Here is a 15,275-nt window from a genome sequence, read left to right on the forward strand (position 1 = left end):
GAAGGCTCATCCGAGCCGGCGCAGGAAGACGGTCATCTCCTTCTCGGCCTGCTTGTCGCCGCGTTGATGGGCGGCGGCGATGCCCTGGCGCCAGGCCTCGGCGGCGCCGCGGCGGTCATCCATGGCCAGGCAGGCCTTGCCGAGCAGTTTCCACGCGGCCGAGTACGCCGGGTCGAAGGCCAGGGCCCGGCGCAGTTCCTCGACGGCCTCGGTCGCCTGGCCTTCGCCGAACAAGGCGTTGCCCAGCGAGAAGCGCAACAGCGCACCGTCGCGCGGACCGCCGCACTGCGCACGCAGGCCGGCGATCAGGGCGCTCGTCACGGGAACTGCCGCGGGCGCGCGTCGGGATTGAAGATGCGCGGCGGTTGCGCCGGCTCCGGCGGGCGGTGGCCGGCACGAAGGTCGGCCAGGGACGTGGCCGGCCAGATCACCACCCAGGAGGAGCGGAACGGCTGCGCGAGCAGCGGATAACGCAGCGCGGCGGCATCCAGCTTGTCCGGATGGGTCACGATCAGCCCATCGGGATGCGTGCGCGCGAAGTCGGCGATGGCCTCGTCCCCGTGCAGTTCGATGATCGGATGATCAAGCCGGCCGGCGAAGTGGAACTGGCCCTCGTAGACCCCGGTATAGCCGATCGCGCGGTTCTGCGCGTCGGCCGCGCCCAGCAGCCGGGTCGCTGGCGCCAGGTCGTAGCGTGGCCACAGGGTCAGCGTGAACAGCGTACTGATCGCCAGCGTGCCCAGCAGGCCGGCAACCGCCAGCCGGCGCATCTCGCCGCGACCGCGCAACAGCAGCAGCGCGCCCAGCAGCAGGAACACCACGGCGAAGAAGCGGCTGTAGCCGGCGGTGGTGTCGAACCACTCGCCATGCAGCCGCCCGCTCCCCACCAGCCAGGGCAGCATGAACAGGAACACGCCGAAGAGGATGCCGCCCAGCGCCAGCGGCCAGGTGCCCAGCCAGCCGTTATAGGCCAGCGCGGGACGCCGCTCGCGCAGCAGCGCGATCGCGCCGGCCAGCAGCAGTACCGCCCCGGCGAACTCCGGCAGCGGGTAGTAAAGCTGCTTGCCGCTGATCAGCGAGAAGGTGACGAACACCGGCACCACCCAGCACAGCGCGAAGCGCATGCCGGCGTCCAGCGGACGGCGCAGCGAGGCGAGCGCCACCCACGCGCGCGGCCAGCCGCTGAACGGAAACATCAGCACCGGCAGCGCGAGCACGTACCACCACAGCGGACGCGCATGATCGAACGCGTTCACCACGCGGCCGGCCGTCTGGGTGAAGAACAGCCGCTGCCGGTAGGCTTCGCCGCCAGTGAACCCGGCCGGCAACGCCCACGCCAGCAGTATGGCGAAACCGAGCAGGAAGCCGAGCAGACCGCGGCCGTACCAGCGGGCGCGATGCTGGTTGGCCCAGTCGTTCCAGAGTGGCCCAAGCAGCCATGGGAACACCACGTGCAGCGCCATCACCGGCCCCTTGGTCAGCAGCCCCAGGCCCAGGCAGAGGCCGAACAGCCACCAGCGTGGTTCGTCGCGCGCGGGCGTGCGGGTCAGGCAAAGCAGCGCGGCCAGCGCCCATACCGCCAGCAGCACGTCGTACATGATCTGCAGGCCGAACAGGAAGGCGTAACCCAGCGCCAGCAGCATCCAGGGCGCCGCGCGCGTCACCCACGGACGATCCGGGAACAGCCGCCGCGCCAGTGCCGCGACCAGTACCAGCTGGCTGCCGCCGAAGATCACCTCCAGCACGCGCGGCCACACGTCGCTCACGCCGAAGGCGAACCAGCCGGCGTGGATCATCCAGAACAACAGCGGTGCCTTCTCGCTGTAGGGCGCGCCGTTGTTGAAGGGCACCAGCCAGTGGCCGTGGTTCCACATCTCCCAGGCCACCGCCAGCGTGCGGGTCGAATACAGCGGCATCGGCCCGTGCGAGAAGATCGCCAGCAGCGCCGCCATTGCCCACAACGGCAGCCAGGGCCAGAGGGCGCGCAGGTGTTCGGTTCGGCTGTAGGCGTTGGGCGGCACGGGCAGGCTCACGATGGGGAGAGGCCATTCTAGCGGCACGCCGCCATCGCGGCCGTCGGCTATCGGGGCAGGCGCGCCGGTCCCCAGTAGCCGATGCGTCGACGCAGCTTGAACTTGCGCCAGAGATTGAGCGGTTTGCGCCTGCGGTTGCGCCCGCCTGCGGCGACGAAGCCGTCGATCGCGGCGAGCACGCGCTCGCTCGCGTGGCCGTCGCGATAGGGGTGGATCGCGTCCGCATAGGCGCGAATCGCGGCCATCAGCTCGGGCGGCCGTGCCAACGCCCGCTCGATGGCCGGTTCGAACTGCGCGGCATCGTCGATATCGATCAGCTGCGGCCCTGGCCGACGGTTCCTGAACGTCACCACCGGCTTGCCGGTCAGCAGGAATTCGTTGAGCGCCGAGGAGGTGTCCGAGCACATCATGTCGACCTGCGGGAACAGCTCCAGGATGTTGTCGTTCTCGGCAAAGGTGAGGAACTCGTTCTCCAGCGCCTTGTACCTGGCGACGGTCTCCGGGCTCATCTTGGGATGGAAGGTGACGATCCAACGCCAGCGGCCATCGCGCGACAGTCGCCTGACCTCCTCGTACAAGGTTTCGGCCGCGCTCCAGGAGGGCGAGAAAGTGGAATGGTAGAGAATCACCGGTGGCTGGCGCACCGGCGGCAATGGACCGGCGATTTCCCTGAGGAAGGGATCGAGCTTGGGCCAGCCGGTCTCCGCGACGCTGAAATGGCCCAACTGGTCCGCCAGCGCCTGGAACTGCGCCGTGTCGCGCGGGCCGGTGGTGCAATACAGGTCGAAGAAGCCGCGTATGTAGATGTGCCGCGGCTTGCCCGCATCGAACCCGTGGAAGACCTCCACCTTCACGCCCGGGAAGAAGTGCGGCAGGTGGTTGCCGGGCGTCAGCACGGCGACCGGATTCCAGCGGCGGACCTCCTCCACGCTCAACAGCCGTTCGTCCGCGCCCAGGTCCTGCGCGCCGGGGCCGTCGAAGAACCAGGCCGCCTCGTCGCCGCGCGCGCGGATGGCCGCCTGCAGGGGGCGCAGGATCGCCAGCGCGTAGCGCTCGGAACCGTAGAGCAGGTAGTGGCGCTTGGAGGATGTCTGCATGGGGGTATCACGGTCTCGGGTGGGCGGTCAGCGGTCCAGGCCGTGGCGCCTGAGCGCCGCGCCCGCGCGCTCGACCGAGGCGCGGTTGTGCACCATCTCGTAGTAGCGCATGCGCTTGTACAGCGCGTAGCTCGCCGCGGTCTGCGCGATCATGAAGCCGCGCCAGCCATCGAGGAAGGCGAGCCGGAACAGGTAGTCCTTGGCGAAGGCGAGCAGGTAGACGAATGGCGCCTGCCACATGCGCGCCGGCTTGCCCTTGTCCAGCCAGTCGCGGCACTTGAGCTCGGCGTAGCGCAGCACCTTGAGCTGCTTGTGCACGAGCGTGGGGTTGTTGGCGTGCTCGAAGGACGCGTCGAAGGTGGGTGCGCTGCCTTCGAAGCGCAGCGATTCGTGCACCCGCGCATCGGTCCAGCGCGCGCGGTCGCGGTGGTACAGGCGCGCCATCTTCTCGCCCACCGCGGGACGGTACCAGCGCATCGGCCGGCCCATGTAGACGGTGCGCCGGCGCAGCCAGGCCGCCGGCGTGGGCCCGGCCATCAGCGCGGGCAGCCGGCGTTCCAGCTCGGCGGCCAGTGCCGGCGACAGCCATTCGTCGGCGTCCAGTACCAGGATCCAGTCATGCGCGCACTGCCCGCTGGCGAAATTGCGCTGCGGCCCGAACCCCAGCCAGTCCTGGTGCACCACGCGCGCACCGTGCCCCTGCGCGATGGCCACGGTGTCGTCGTCGCTGCCCGAATCGATCACCAGCTTCTCCGCCGCGAACGGCACGCTGTCCAGGCAGCGCGCGATGTTCTCGGCCTCGTTGTGGGTGATGACGACGAGGGTGAGAGGCAGGGTGACCATGCCGGTATTCTAGGGTGCGGTCGGCGCTTCGCGCAGTGGCCGGTTCGCCAGATAGCCCACGCGAACGGCCAGCCCGAGCACCAGGAAAAAGAAGAACGACTGCGACATCACGCGATAGAACACGCTCTCGCCCAGCGCGCACAGCAAGTACAGCAAGGCGATCGCCAGGCCGGCGGTGGCGGTCGCGGCAACCGCGTCGTCGTCGTCGCGCATCCAACGGGTGAAATAGCGCAGGGCCAGCACGAACACGGCCAGCACCGCCAACAGCAGGGGCAGGCCACCGGTTGCCAGCGCGCGCAGGTATTCGTTGTGCGGCTGGTTGTAGCGGGCGATCGACGCGTCACTGCGGCCGGCGGCGATCTCGGCCTGCGCGTAGCGCGCATACTGGTCCACGCCGACGCCCGCCAGCGGATGCTCGCCGAAGGCGCGCAGCGCAGTGCGCCACATCTCCAGGCGCTCGCCGACCGAGCCGTCGGGGTCACCCTGGTCGAAGCCGGCGACCTCCTGCTGGATGGTGGTGAAGCGGCCCAGCATGGCGCCGTGCAGCGTGGCGGTAGCGATCGCGCCACCCAGGCAGACCACGCCGCCGAGCGCCAGGCACCAGCGCCAGCGGCGGGTGCGGCGCGCCTGGACCAGGAGCACCAGCAGGAACGCCGGCACGAAGGCCAGCAACGGACCGCGGCTCTGCGTCAGCAGCGCGCCATACATGCCGAAGGCCATGCCGGCGCCATGCAGCCACCAGCGCCAGCTGCCCGCCCGGGCGCGCAGCCACTGCACCAGCGCCATCAGCGCCAGTCCGAGCAACAGCGTGGCGCATTCGATCGCGCTCGAGTCGCCCCCGTTGAGCCCATAGGCGCGTTCCACGCCCAGCCAGTAATGCTGCACCAGGCACACCGCGCCCAGCACGATGGCGGTCAGGCTGAAGCCGGACCACACCACCGGCATGCACAGCGGCCGTGCGAACACCGCCGCCACCACCACGTACAGCAGCACGTGGGCGGTATGGTCCAGCGGTCGCCAGCCCAGCCCGTGCCAGAGCACGTTGACCGTCTCCAGTGCGATCAGCAGCACCGCGGCGACCACCACCGTGGCGGCGGCGCGATAGGCTTGGCGCACCGGCGCGCGCCAGAGCAGGCCCAGGCCACAGAGGAACAGCAATGCGGCCGGCAGCGCCTTGACGTCCGGTTCCACCGAAAAGGACAGCGGCATCAGCGCTACCAGCGCCGAGAGGGTCCAGTCAGGCCATGCATGCCAGGTGGCGGGTACGCGTTCCTGGTGGACCTGCATCACGTCGCGGCTGCGCGCGCTCATTCGGGCACCCTGGCGTCGGCCGCCTCGGCGGAAGCATCGGGCACACAGCCGGGGATCACCGCATCGGCCTTGAACAGCCACCACTCACGGCGGTTGGCGTGGCCCAGGTCGATGGCGCGGTCGCGGCGCACGCACGCGCCCATGGCCGGCTCCTGCACGAACAGCCAGCGGTGCGCCGGATCGGCCGCCTGCCAGGCGACCGCGTCGGCGTACTGCCGCGTCCACGGCCGGGTGAAACCGAAGTCCTTTGCCGGGCGGTCGAGCATGAGCAGGTTCTGTTCCTTCCATGCGACCAGGCCGACCTCGTCGCCCGGCGTCATCTGCGCACGCACCTTGGCCATCAGGCCGGCGGCGGAACTCGAATCGTTGAGCCGCGGCGCGATGCCGAGGCTCCAGCCCAGCCACAGCGCGGCCATGCCGCCGCACACCGCCCATGCGGCGCCGCGCAGGCGCAGCACGGCGACCAGCGCCAGCTGGGTTGCGCCGATCGCGGCCAGCCAGCCGAACAGGGCCTGCGCGCCATCGTCGAAGCCGCGCCGGGCGGCCCACTGCGTGGCGAACGGCGGATGCGCGATGAGCGCATACACACCTGCCACCAGCAGCAGCGTGCCCAGCAGCCCGATGAAGGCCAGCCCCGCCGCGCGCAGCCAGCGTGTCTGCAGCAGCTCGCCGACCCAGGGCGCGCTGGCCAGCGCGACCATCGGCAGCGCCGGCAGGATGTAGACGTCGCGCTTGCCCGCCGGAATGGAAAAGAACACCAGCACCAGCGCAACCCAGGCCAGCGGCAGCATCAGCCGCGCGTCCTTCGCCTTCAGCGCGCGCCACCAGCGCGGCAGCGTGCCCGGATAGGTCAGCGACAGCGGCAACCAGCTGAACAGCACGATCGGCAGGTAGTAGAGCGGCGAGTGGATGTGACCCCACGAGTTGGCGTAGCGGTCGGCCGTCTGGTGAAACAGGATGTCGCGCACGTAGGCGGCGTACGCCGGGTTCTCCGTATGCGCGCGGGCCGCCAGCAGCATCGGCACCAGCCACAGCGCGATCGCCGCCAGCACGGCGAGCAGGCCCAGCCACCAGCGCATGGCCTGGCCGCGGCCCATCCGGGCCACGCCGTTCCAGCCGCGGCGCACCGCGAACACGTAGGGAACCAGCAGCAGCAGCGGCAGGAAGCCTACGCCCTTGGTGATCACGCCCAGCCCCGCACAGAAGCAGCCCAGCCAGTACGCCCGCCAGTCGGGCCCCAGCAGCATGTGCCGCAGCAGGCCCCAATTGCCGGCGGTGATCAGGAACATCACCAGTGGATCGATCTGCGCGCGCTTGACCTGGTAGACGAACTGGAACGCCAGCAGCAGGCCGGCGGCCGCGTAGAGGCCTGTCTGCCGGTTCCACAGCCGCCGGCCGAGGTCGTAGACCAGGGCCAGGCTGCCGAGCGCGGCCAACAGCGAGGGCAGCAGGAAGGCGATCCGCCAGTTGCGCACGATTTCGAAGCTGGCCGCCTCGGTCCACATCAGCACGGGCGGCTTGTCGGCATAGAGCTCGCTGCCCCGGTGCGGGAACAGCCAGTCGCCGCCTTCGACCATCTGCTTGGCGGCCAGCGTGAAGCGCGGCTCGTCCGAAGGCCAGGGGTCACGCATGCCGATGCCGGCGCCGATCACCACCAGGGCGATCAGCATCAACAGCCAGAAGCGGCGGCGGTCGTGTGGCGAGGCGTGGGCAAGGGGCATGCGGCGATCCGTGCGGAACAGCAGACGTTGTAACCGGGCTGGGCTTACCTGGCGCTGAGCCGCTACTGCTTTTCGAGCACGGCATAGTACATGCCGTCCAGGTCGCCATCGCCGGGCAGGATCTGCCAGCCGACCGCGGCGGGCTGGCCCACCGCCAGGGTGACCGGCAGCGAGCGTGCGTCGGCCGCATGGGCGAGCAGGGTCTGTATCGCCACCTCGTTCTCTGCGCGCAGCAGCGAACAGGTGGCATAGACCAGCTTGCCGCCCGGCCTGAGCAACGGCCAGAGCGCAGCGAGGATGCGCTGCTGCAGTGCGGCCAGCGTGGGGATGTCGCTCTCGCGACGATGCAGCCGCACGTCGGGTCGGCGTCGGAGCACGCCGGTGGCCGAGCAGGGTGCGTCGATGAGGATGCGGTCGTAGGGCTGCCCGTCCCACCAGGCGGACGGCTCGGCGGCATCGCCCGCAACGAGGTTCGCGTGCAGGCCGAGGCGGTCGAGGTTCTGGCCGATCCGACGCAGGCGGGAAGGGTCCGAATCCAGTGCGGTCAGGGCCAGGTCGGTGCGTTCGAGCAGGTGGCAGGCCTTGCCGCCAGGCGCGGCGCAGGCATCGAGCACGCGCTGGCCCGGTCGGGCGTCGAGCAGGTCGGCGGCGACCTGGGCGGCACCGTCCTGCACCGCGAACAGGCCCTCGGCGAAGCCCGGCAGGCGGGTGACATCGCCGCTGTGCGGCAACACGATCGCATCGTCGAGCCAGGGATGCGCCTGGGCCGCCTGGCCGCCCGCGTGCAGGCGTTCGAGCAGCGCCTCGCGCGTCGTGCGGTGACGGTTGGCGCGCAGCATCAACGGCGGTTCGATGTTGTCGGCGGCAAGCACCGCGTCGGACCGGGCCGGCCAGTCGCGGGCGATCGCCGCGGCCAGCCAGGCCGGATGCGCGTGACGGGTCGCCGGCGCCGCATCGAGCACGGCCAGCAGGTCCGTTCGTTCGCGCTGCCAGCGGCGCAGCACGGCGTTCACGAGTCCGGCCAGACGCGGGCGCTTCAGCGCACGGGTGGCCTCGACGGTGGCGGCGACCGCGGCGTAATCCTGCAGCTGGAGGACCTCCAGCTGCACCAGCCCCAGCACCAGCAGGGCATGGACCTGCGGCTCCTTGCGGCGCAGCGGTTGCTCGAGCAGACGGTCGAGCGCCGGGTCGAAGCGCAGCCACCAGCGCGCACCTTCGCTGAGCAGGGCCATCAGCAGGGCACGGTCACGCGGGTCGGCGAGCTTGGGCGCGTGGCGTTCCATCGCCTCGCGCAGCGAGGTGCCGCGCAGGGCGATCTCGGCCAGTGCGATGGCGGCCAGGGCGCGGGTATCGGTCATGGCCACCAGCTCGCTCCTCGCCAACTGCCGTCGCGGGAGACGGGCTCGCCCACAACGCTCAAGGAACCGCCACTTCTGCTCCCTCTCCCCGTCGGGGAGAGGGTTGGGGTGAGGGGCTGGGGCTCGCCCGAAACGTTTCCGGCCCAAGCGCCGCGCCTCGTCTGTCGCGCAAAGGCTCGCCACGCGCTGGCTGCGCATCTGCGCAAGCCTTGGTCCCTCAGCCCAGCCCTCTCCCCGACGGGGAGAGGGAGCAACCGCGCGTTCACTTGGAAGCCCCCCGCAGTTCCGGGCGGGCGTTGAGGTAGTCGGCCGCACTGATGCGCTTGCCACCGGGGCGCTGCACCGCGGTCACGCGTAGCGCACCCTCGCCGCAGGCCAGGTCGATCCCGTCGCGGCTGACGGCGACCACCTGGCCGGGCGCCGCGCCATGCTGGCGCTCGATGGCGCGCGCGGCCCAGATCCGCACGCTCTCGCCGGCGATTGCACCCTCGGCGACCGGCCAAGGATCGAATGCGCGCACGGTGCGTTCCAGTTCGATCGCCGGCCGCGTGAAGTCCAGCTTCGCCTCGGCCTTGTCCAGCTTGTGCGCGTACGTCACGCCGTCATCCGGCTGGCACGTGGCGTCCAGTACCTCGCCGGCCAGCGTGCGGCGCAGGCCTTCGGCGAGCACTTCGGCCCCCAGCATCGACAGCCGGTCGTGCAGCGTGCCGCCGGTGTCGTCCGGACCGATCGGCGTGCGCTTTTCCAGCAACACCGGGCCGGTGTCCAGGCCCGCTTCCATGCGCATCAGGTCGACGCCGCTCTCGGCATCGCCGGCGAGGATGGCGCGCTGGATGGGGGCCGCGCCGCGCCAGCGCGGCAGCAGGCTGGCATGCACGTTCCAGCAACCCAGGGTCGGGATCGCCAGCACCTTGCGCGGAAGGATCAGCCCATAGGCGACCACCACCATCAGGTCCGGCGCGTAGGCGGCCAGCGTGGCCTGGGCCTCGGCCGACTTCAGCGTCTCGGGCTGTTCGACGGGCAGGCCGGCGTCCAGCGCCGCCTGCTTGACCGGACTGGGCGCGAGCTTGCGGCCGCGGCCGGCAGGGCGATCGGGCTGGGTGTAGACGGCCACCACCTGCGCGCCGCTGGCGAGGCAGGCTTCCAGGCAGGGGACGGAAAACTCCGGCGTGCCGGCGAAGACGACCCTCAAGCGCTGGCCGCCTGCTTGCGCTGCTTCTCCATGCGCTTGAGCAGCATGTTGCGCTTCAGCGGCGAGAGATAGTCGACGAACACCTTGCCGGCCAGGTGGTCCAGCTCGTGCTGGATGCACACCGCCAGCGGACCCTCGGCCTCGACCGTGATCTCCTTGCCGTCCGCGTCCTGCGCCTTGACCGTGACCTTCAGCGCACGGGTGACGTCGGCATAGATGCCGGGAAAGGACAGGCAACCTTCCTGGTACACCTGGCTGCCTTCCTTGCCCACGATCTGCGCATTGATCAGCGCCAGCGGCTGGTTGCGTTCGTCGCTCATGTCGGCCACCAGCACGCGTTTGTGCACGTTGACCTGGGTCGCGGCCAGGCCCACGCCGTTGGCGGCGTACATGGTCTGGAACATGTCGGCGACGAACTGCTTCAGCTCGGCGTCGAACGCGGTCACCGGCGCGGCCTGGGTGCGCAGGCGCGGGTCGGGAAATTCAAGGATCGAAAGTACGGACATGTGAGATACCTCGGGCGCCGTCGAAGATGCGGGCGAATCGGCGTAACCGAAGCCCCGGCGCAAACTAGAATGGGCCTCATTGTACGGCGGCAAGCTCCCGTGCGGCAGGCGATTTTGCCAACTGCTCCCGGTTGCGGGCCTTCACCTTTCGGTTACACTCGCCCGAGCCTCGGGGGTAGGGGAATCTGAGCATATGATCAAGAAGTCCATCGGGCTGCTGGCCGGCATGCTGGTCACCGTGGCCGTGTACGCCGCCGGTGCCCAGTTGCGCGCCGATCACCCCGATACCTACACCGTGCGCCGCGGCGACACGCTGTGGGACATTTCGGCCAAATTCCTTTCCAAGCCGTGGCTGTGGCCGGAGATCTGGCAGGCCAACCCGCAGGTGCGCAATCCGCACCTGATCTACCCGGGCGACGTGCTCAACCTGTCCTTCATCAACGGGCCGCGGCTCAAGCTCGAGCCGAGCGCGCACCGCGAGGCCGAGGCCGTGCCGGCGATCCCGCTGGACGAGCTGCGCCTGTTCCTCAAGGACATGCGCGTGATGGACGCCGACGAGGTCAAGTCCTCGCCCTACGTCGTAGGTTTCGAGGAAGCGCGCCTGCGCGGCGCGGTCGGCCAGAACCTGTACGTGCGCGGCCTGAAGGCCGAGCCCGGCCAGCGCTTCGCGATCGTGCGCCCGACCCACACCTTCCGCAGCTTTGCCGCCGGCGACGGCGACAACACCACGGAAGAGGTCGTCGGCCACACCCTCGACAACGACGTGTCGATGATGAAGACGCCGTGGGAAGAGGATTTCCGCGACGACGGCCACTACGGCAAGGGCGAGTCGCTGGGCGTGGAAGTCAGCGTGATCGGCACCGCCGAAGTGCTGCGCGGAGGCGACCCCTCCACCATGCTGCTGCTCGACGCCACCCAGGAAATCCGCAGCGGCGACCGCGTGCTGCCGCTGGATGGCCCGGCCTACGATCCCTACTACTACCCGCACGCCCCGCAGTCGATCCCGGACAACGCCCGCGTGATCGCGTTCGCCGATGCCATGGACGCGGCCGGCCGACGCCAGGTGGTCGCGCTGTCGATCGGTGCGAAGGACGGCGTGGACAACGGCCAGACCTTCGCCCTGTTCCAGCCCGGCCAGACCATCCACGACGACGTCGCCAGCAGCAGCTGGAGCCGTGGCAGTGGCGAGCATGTGACGCTGCCGGACGAGTTCGTCGGCCACGTGATGGTGTTCCGCACCTTTGACCGCGTGAGCTACGGTCTGGTGATGGACGGCCTGCGGCCGGTGCATCGCGGCGATCGCCTGGTGATGCCCGACTAACCACCGCTTCGGGGTTATCCGACACGACGGCGTGGCCTCGGCCGCGCCGTTTTTCGTCGGGGCCGACCTACACTGGCCGGATGAGTGACACGGATGCACTTCGTGCCTGGCTGACCCTGTTGCGCACCCCCGGCCTGGGCCTGGCCGCACTGCGCGAGCGCCTGGCGGCGACCGGCGACATCGAGATCGTGCTGGCCGAATTGCGGCGCGTGCCGGCGAGCCTTGGCGACGCCGCCGGGGCCTGGCTCAAACGTCCGGACGAGGCGCGCCTGGCGGCGGACCTGGCCTGGCTCGCGATGCCCGGCCATCGCCTGCTCTGCTGCACCGATGCCGACTTCCCTCCGCTGCTCGGGCATATCCCGCAGCCGCCGGCGGCACTGTTCGTCGCCGGCGATTCGTCGCTGCTGCTGCATCCTCAGGTGGCCATCGTCGGCGCGCGTGGCGCCACCGCTGGTGGCCTGGCACATGCGCGCCGCTTCGCCACGGCCCTCGCCCAGGGCGGCTTCGTGATCACCAGCGGCATGGCCGATGGCGTCGATGGCGCCGCCCACGCCGCTGCGCTGGCGACCCATGCGCCCACGATCGCCGTAGTCGGCACCGGCCCCGACCGCGTCTACCCGCGCAAGCACCAGGCACTGGCGCAGGCGATTGCGGCCCGTGGTGCCGTGGTCAGCGAGTTTCCGCCCGGCACGGCACCGCGGGCGGACCACTTCCCCCGCCGCAACCGCCTGATCGCCGGGTTGTCGCTGGGCACGCTGGTGATCGAGGCGGGCTTGAAGTCCGGTTCGCTGATCACCGCGCGGCTGGCCGGCGAACAGGGTCGCGAGGTCTTCGCCCTGCCCGGCTCGGTGGACAACCCGCTGGCGCGCGGCTGCCACCGGCTGATCCGGGAGGGGGTGCGTCTGGTGGAGGAGCCGGCCGAGCTGATCGAGGCGCTGGCGCCGGCGGCGCGCGCACTGGGCATGGCGCTGGCTGCGCGGCTGGCCGACGGTCCGGTGCCGAAGACGCCGGTGCCCGGAACGCCCGCCACGCCGCCGGCCGACCCGGCACACGGCCGCCTGCGCGAGGCACTGGGCCACGATCCGGCCACGCTGGACGAGCTGTCGACCCGCACCGGCCTGGCGCCGGCCGCATTGTCCTCCATGTTGCTGATGCTGGAGCTGGAGGGCCAGGTGGAAAGCCTGCCCGGCAACCGCTACCAGTGCGTGCCCTGACCGGCAGGCGCCGCCCGCGCCACCGGCCATCGACGGCGAAAACCGCGCCGCATCGCGGTTTCACGCGATCCGGCTTGACAGTTCCGGCGAGCGCATGGCTCAACTAATAAAGAGTGTGCCCGCCAGACCGGCGGCACGGACGTTTCCGGAACCCCCCGCCCCATGGCCAAAAACCTCCTCATCGTCGAATCGCCCGCCAAGGCCAAGACGATCAACAAATACCTCGGCAACGACTTCCAGGTGCTTGCCTCCTACGGCCACGTGCGCGACCTGAAGCCCAAGGAGGGCGCGGTGGATCCGGACAACGGCTTCGCCATGAAGTACGAAGTCATCGAGCGCAACGAAAAGCACGTCGACGCCATTGCCAGGGCAGCCAAGGCCGCCGACGACATCTACCTGGCGACCGACTTGGATCGCGAAGGCGAGGCGATCTCCTGGCACATCAGCGAGATCCTCAAGGAGCGCGGCCTGACCGAAGGCAAGCGCATGCACCGGGTGGTGTTCTCCGAGATCACGCCCAAGGCGATCAAGGCGGCGGTCGCCTCGCCGCGCGACCTTTCGCACGACATGGTCGACGCACAGCAGGCGCGCCGCGCGCTGGACTACCTGGTCGGTTTCAACCTTTCGCCGGTGCTGTGGCGCAAGGTGCAGCGCGGGCTGTCTGCCGGCCGCGTGCAGAGCCCGGCGCTGCGCATGATCGTCGAGCGCGAGGAGGAGATCGAAGCCTTCGTCGCCCGCGAGTACTGGACGGTCGAGGCGAAGCTCAAGCATGCCGAGGGCGACTTCGGCGCCCGGCTGACCCGGCTCAACGGCAAGAAGTTCGAGCAGTTCGACCTCACCAACGAGGCCGATGCGATGGCCGCGCGCGGCGCGCTGAAGGACGCCGCGCACGGCCGGCTGACCGTCAGCGAGGTCACCTCGAAGGAACGCAAGCGCCGTCCGGCGGCGCCGTTCACCACCTCGACCCTGCAGCAGGAAGCCGCGCGCAAGCTCGGCTTCTCCACCAGCCGCACGATGAAGGTCGCCCAGGGCCTCTACGAGGGCGTCAGCCTCGGCAGCGAGGGCAACGTCGGCCTGATCACCTACATGCGTACCGACTCCACGGCGCTGTCCAGCGAGGCGACCGACGAGCTGCGCGCGCTGATCGCCCGCGATTTCGGGCGCGAGGCGTTGCCCGACGGCGTGCAGGTCTACCGCACCAAGTCCAAGAACGCGCAGGAAGCGCACGAGGCGATCCGCCCGACCTCGGCCATGCGCACGCCGCGCCAGGTCGCCGCCTTCCTCAACGACGAGCAGCGCAAGCTGTACGAGCTGGTCTGGAAGCGTACGGTCGCCTGCCAGATGATCCACGCCACCCTCAACACCGTGTCGGTGGACTTCGAACTGCCGCATGCCGCCGGTGGCCCGGCCGCGTTCCGCGCCACCGGTACCACCGTGGTCGACCCCGGCTTCCTCGCCGTGTACGAGGAAGGCCGCGACCAGAAGAGCGCCGAGGACGATGAGGAAGGCCGTCGCCTGCCGCGACTGGCCAAGGGCGAGCAGGTGGCGCTGGCCGACATCCTGGCCGACCAGCACTTCACCGAACCGCCGCCGCGCTACTCGGAGGCCAGCCTGGTCAAGGCGCTGGAGGAATACGGGATCGGCCGCCCGTCCACCTACGCAAGCATCATCCAGGTGCTGCAGAACCGCGAGTACGTGTTCCTGGAGAACCGCCGCTTCAAGCCGACCGACGTCGGTCGCGCCGTGGGCAAGTTCCTCACCCAGCACTTCAACAAGTACGTCGATTACGACTTCACCGCGAAGCTCGAGGACGAACTGGACGCGGTCAGCCGCGGCGAGGAAGCCTGGGTGCCGCTGATGGAGCGCTTCTGGCAACCGTTCAAGACCCAGGTCGAGGAGAAGACCGAGTCGGTCGACCGCAGCGAGGCGACCGGCGCGCGCGAACTGGGCATCGATCCCAAGAGCGGCAAGCCGGTCTCGGTGCGGCTGGGCCGTTACGGGCCGTACGCGCAGATCGGCGACAAGGACACCGACGAGAAGCTGCAGTTCGCCTCCCTGCGCCCCGGTCAGAGCATGCACACCCTCACGCTCGAGGAGGCGATGGAGCTGTTCAAGCTGCCGCGCCAGCTCGGCACGACCGAAACGGGCGAGGAGGTGAGCGTGGGCATCGGCCGCTTCGGTCCGTTCGTGAAGCAGGGCAGCACCTATGCCTCGCTCAAGGCCGAGGACGATCCGTACACCATCGAGCTGCCGCGCGCGCTGCAGATCGTGCGCGAGAAGCTGGAGATGCTGGCCAACCGCGTCATCGCCGACTTCGGCAACGGCGTGCAGGTGCTCAACGGCCGCTACGGTCCGTACATCACCGATGGCGAGAAGAACGCACGCATTCCCAAGGACATCGAACCGAAGGACCTGACCGAGGCGCAGTGCCTGGAACTGCTGGCCGCCGCGCCGGCCAAGAAGGGCCGCTTCGCGCGCAAGACCACGGCCAGGCAGGCCGACGCGAAGAAGGCGCCGGCTGCGAAGAAGGCCGCGGCCACCAAGGCCACCGCGAAGAAGACGGCCACCAAGAAGACGGCAACCAAGAAGACGACAGCCAAGAAGACGACAGCCAAGAAGACGGCCACCAAGAAAGCGGCCACGAAGAAGGCGGCGGCAAAGCAGAGCGCCGGATCCTGA

The 15,275-nt window shown here is 69.9% G+C and carries 12 protein-coding genes; 3 read left to right on the plus strand and 9 right to left on the minus strand.

The features are described 5' to 3' along the window. Nucleotides 1-6: 6 nt before the first annotated feature. The 9 genes from LQ771_RS15500 to def form a co-directional block, all read right to left on the minus strand. Nucleotides 7-321 carry a tetratricopeptide repeat protein gene (locus LQ771_RS15500; RefSeq protein ID WP_231350275.1) on the minus strand — a complete coding sequence of 105 codons (315 nt, stop codon included), beginning with the start codon at nucleotides 319-321 and terminating at the stop codon, nucleotides 7-9. After that, nucleotides 318-1,952 carry an ArnT family glycosyltransferase gene (locus LQ771_RS15505; RefSeq protein WP_425491355.1) on the minus strand — a complete coding sequence of 545 codons (1,635 nt, stop codon included), beginning with the start codon at nucleotides 1,950-1,952 and terminating at the stop codon, nucleotides 318-320. The genes LQ771_RS15500 and LQ771_RS15505 overlap by 4 nt, the downstream gene beginning before the upstream one ends. Nucleotides 1,953-2,080: 128 nt before the next feature. After that, on the minus strand, nucleotides 2,081-3,130 hold the full coding sequence (locus LQ771_RS15510) for a UDP-N-acetylglucosamine 2-epimerase (protein ID WP_231350276.1): 1,050 nt from the start codon (nucleotides 3,128-3,130) through the stop codon (nucleotides 2,081-2,083). Between the two features lie 27 nt (nucleotides 3,131-3,157). Next, nucleotides 3,158-3,973 carry a glycosyltransferase family 2 protein gene (locus tag LQ771_RS15515; RefSeq protein ID WP_231350277.1) on the minus strand — a complete coding sequence of 272 codons (816 nt, stop codon included), beginning with the start codon at nucleotides 3,971-3,973 and terminating at the stop codon, nucleotides 3,158-3,160. A gap of 9 nt (nucleotides 3,974-3,982) precedes the next feature. Continuing rightward, nucleotides 3,983-5,284 (minus strand): O-antigen ligase family protein, encoded by a 1,302-nt coding sequence (locus tag LQ771_RS15520; RefSeq protein ID WP_231350278.1) that lies wholly within the window; start codon nucleotides 5,282-5,284, stop codon nucleotides 3,983-3,985. Next, nucleotides 5,281-7,005: an ArnT family glycosyltransferase gene (locus tag LQ771_RS15525; protein WP_231350279.1), complete on the minus strand. Its 1,725-nt coding sequence runs from the start codon at nucleotides 7,003-7,005 to the stop codon at nucleotides 5,281-5,283. The genes LQ771_RS15520 and LQ771_RS15525 overlap by 4 nt, the downstream gene beginning before the upstream one ends. Nucleotides 7,006-7,067: 62 nt before the next feature. Then, entirely contained in the window at nucleotides 7,068-8,363 is a 1,296-nt protein-coding gene (gene rsmB / locus LQ771_RS15530; RefSeq protein WP_231350280.1) for a 16S rRNA (cytosine(967)-C(5))-methyltransferase RsmB, read from the minus strand. A gap of 262 nt (nucleotides 8,364-8,625) precedes the next feature. Beyond that, nucleotides 8,626-9,555: a methionyl-tRNA formyltransferase gene (gene fmt, locus LQ771_RS15535; RefSeq protein ID WP_231350281.1), complete on the minus strand. Its 930-nt coding sequence runs from the start codon at nucleotides 9,553-9,555 to the stop codon at nucleotides 8,626-8,628. Continuing rightward, nucleotides 9,552-10,061: a peptide deformylase gene (gene def, locus LQ771_RS15540; RefSeq protein ID WP_231350282.1), complete on the minus strand. Its 510-nt coding sequence runs from the start codon at nucleotides 10,059-10,061 to the stop codon at nucleotides 9,552-9,554. The genes fmt and def overlap by 4 nt, the downstream gene beginning before the upstream one ends. A 193-nt stretch (nucleotides 10,062-10,254) precedes the next feature. Here def and LQ771_RS15545 point away from each other — a divergent pair, with 193 nt between their 5' ends. From LQ771_RS15545 to LQ771_RS15555, 3 genes are all read left to right on the plus strand, one after another. Next, on the plus strand, nucleotides 10,255-11,382 hold the full coding sequence (locus LQ771_RS15545; protein WP_231350283.1) for a LysM peptidoglycan-binding domain-containing protein: 1,128 nt from the start codon (nucleotides 10,255-10,257) through the stop codon (nucleotides 11,380-11,382). 80 nt (nucleotides 11,383-11,462) lie between these two features. After that, entirely contained in the window at nucleotides 11,463-12,596 is a 1,134-nt protein-coding gene (gene dprA / locus LQ771_RS15550; protein ID WP_231350284.1) for a DNA-processing protein DprA, read from the plus strand. A 162-nt stretch (nucleotides 12,597-12,758) separates the two neighbouring features. After that, the gene (locus LQ771_RS15555) at nucleotides 12,759-15,275 is read left to right on the plus strand and encodes a DNA topoisomerase I (RefSeq protein ID WP_231350285.1); all 2,517 of its coding nucleotides are present in this window, start codon (nucleotides 12,759-12,761) and stop codon (nucleotides 15,273-15,275) included.

The sequence above is a fragment of the Frateuria soli genome (genome assembly GCF_021117385.1).
Lineage (GTDB): Bacteria > Pseudomonadota > Gammaproteobacteria > Xanthomonadales > Rhodanobacteraceae > Frateuria_A > Frateuria_A soli.

Coding starts and splice junctions, on each gene's coding strand:
- LQ771_RS15545 (WP_231350283.1), top strand. CDS start 10,255: ATGATCAAGAAGTCCATCGGGCTGCTGGCCGGCATGCTGGTCACCGTG.
- LQ771_RS15525 (WP_231350279.1), bottom strand. CDS start 7,005: ATGCCCCTTGCCCACGCCTCGCCACACGACCGCCGCCGCTTCTGGCTG.
- LQ771_RS15555 (WP_231350285.1), top strand. CDS start 12,759: ATGGCCAAAAACCTCCTCATCGTCGAATCGCCCGCCAAGGCCAAGACG.
- dprA (WP_231350284.1), top strand. CDS start 11,463: ATGAGTGACACGGATGCACTTCGTGCCTGGCTGACCCTGTTGCGCACC.
- LQ771_RS15515 (WP_231350277.1), bottom strand. CDS start 3,973: ATGGTCACCCTGCCTCTCACCCTCGTCGTCATCACCCACAACGAGGCC.
- LQ771_RS15505 (WP_425491355.1), bottom strand. CDS start 1,952: ATGGCGGCGCTGCTGGCGATCTTCTCGCACGGGCCGATGCCGCTGTAT.
- LQ771_RS15520 (WP_231350278.1), bottom strand. CDS start 5,284: ATGAGCGCGCGCAGCCGCGACGTGATGCAGGTCCACCAGGAACGCGTA.
- LQ771_RS15510 (WP_231350276.1), bottom strand. CDS start 3,130: ATGCAGACATCCTCCAAGCGCCACTACCTGCTCTACGGTTCCGAGCGC.
- rsmB (WP_231350280.1), bottom strand. CDS start 8,363: ATGACCGATACCCGCGCCCTGGCCGCCATCGCACTGGCCGAGATCGCC.
- def (WP_231350282.1), bottom strand. CDS start 10,061: ATGTCCGTACTTTCGATCCTTGAATTTCCCGACCCGCGCCTGCGCACC.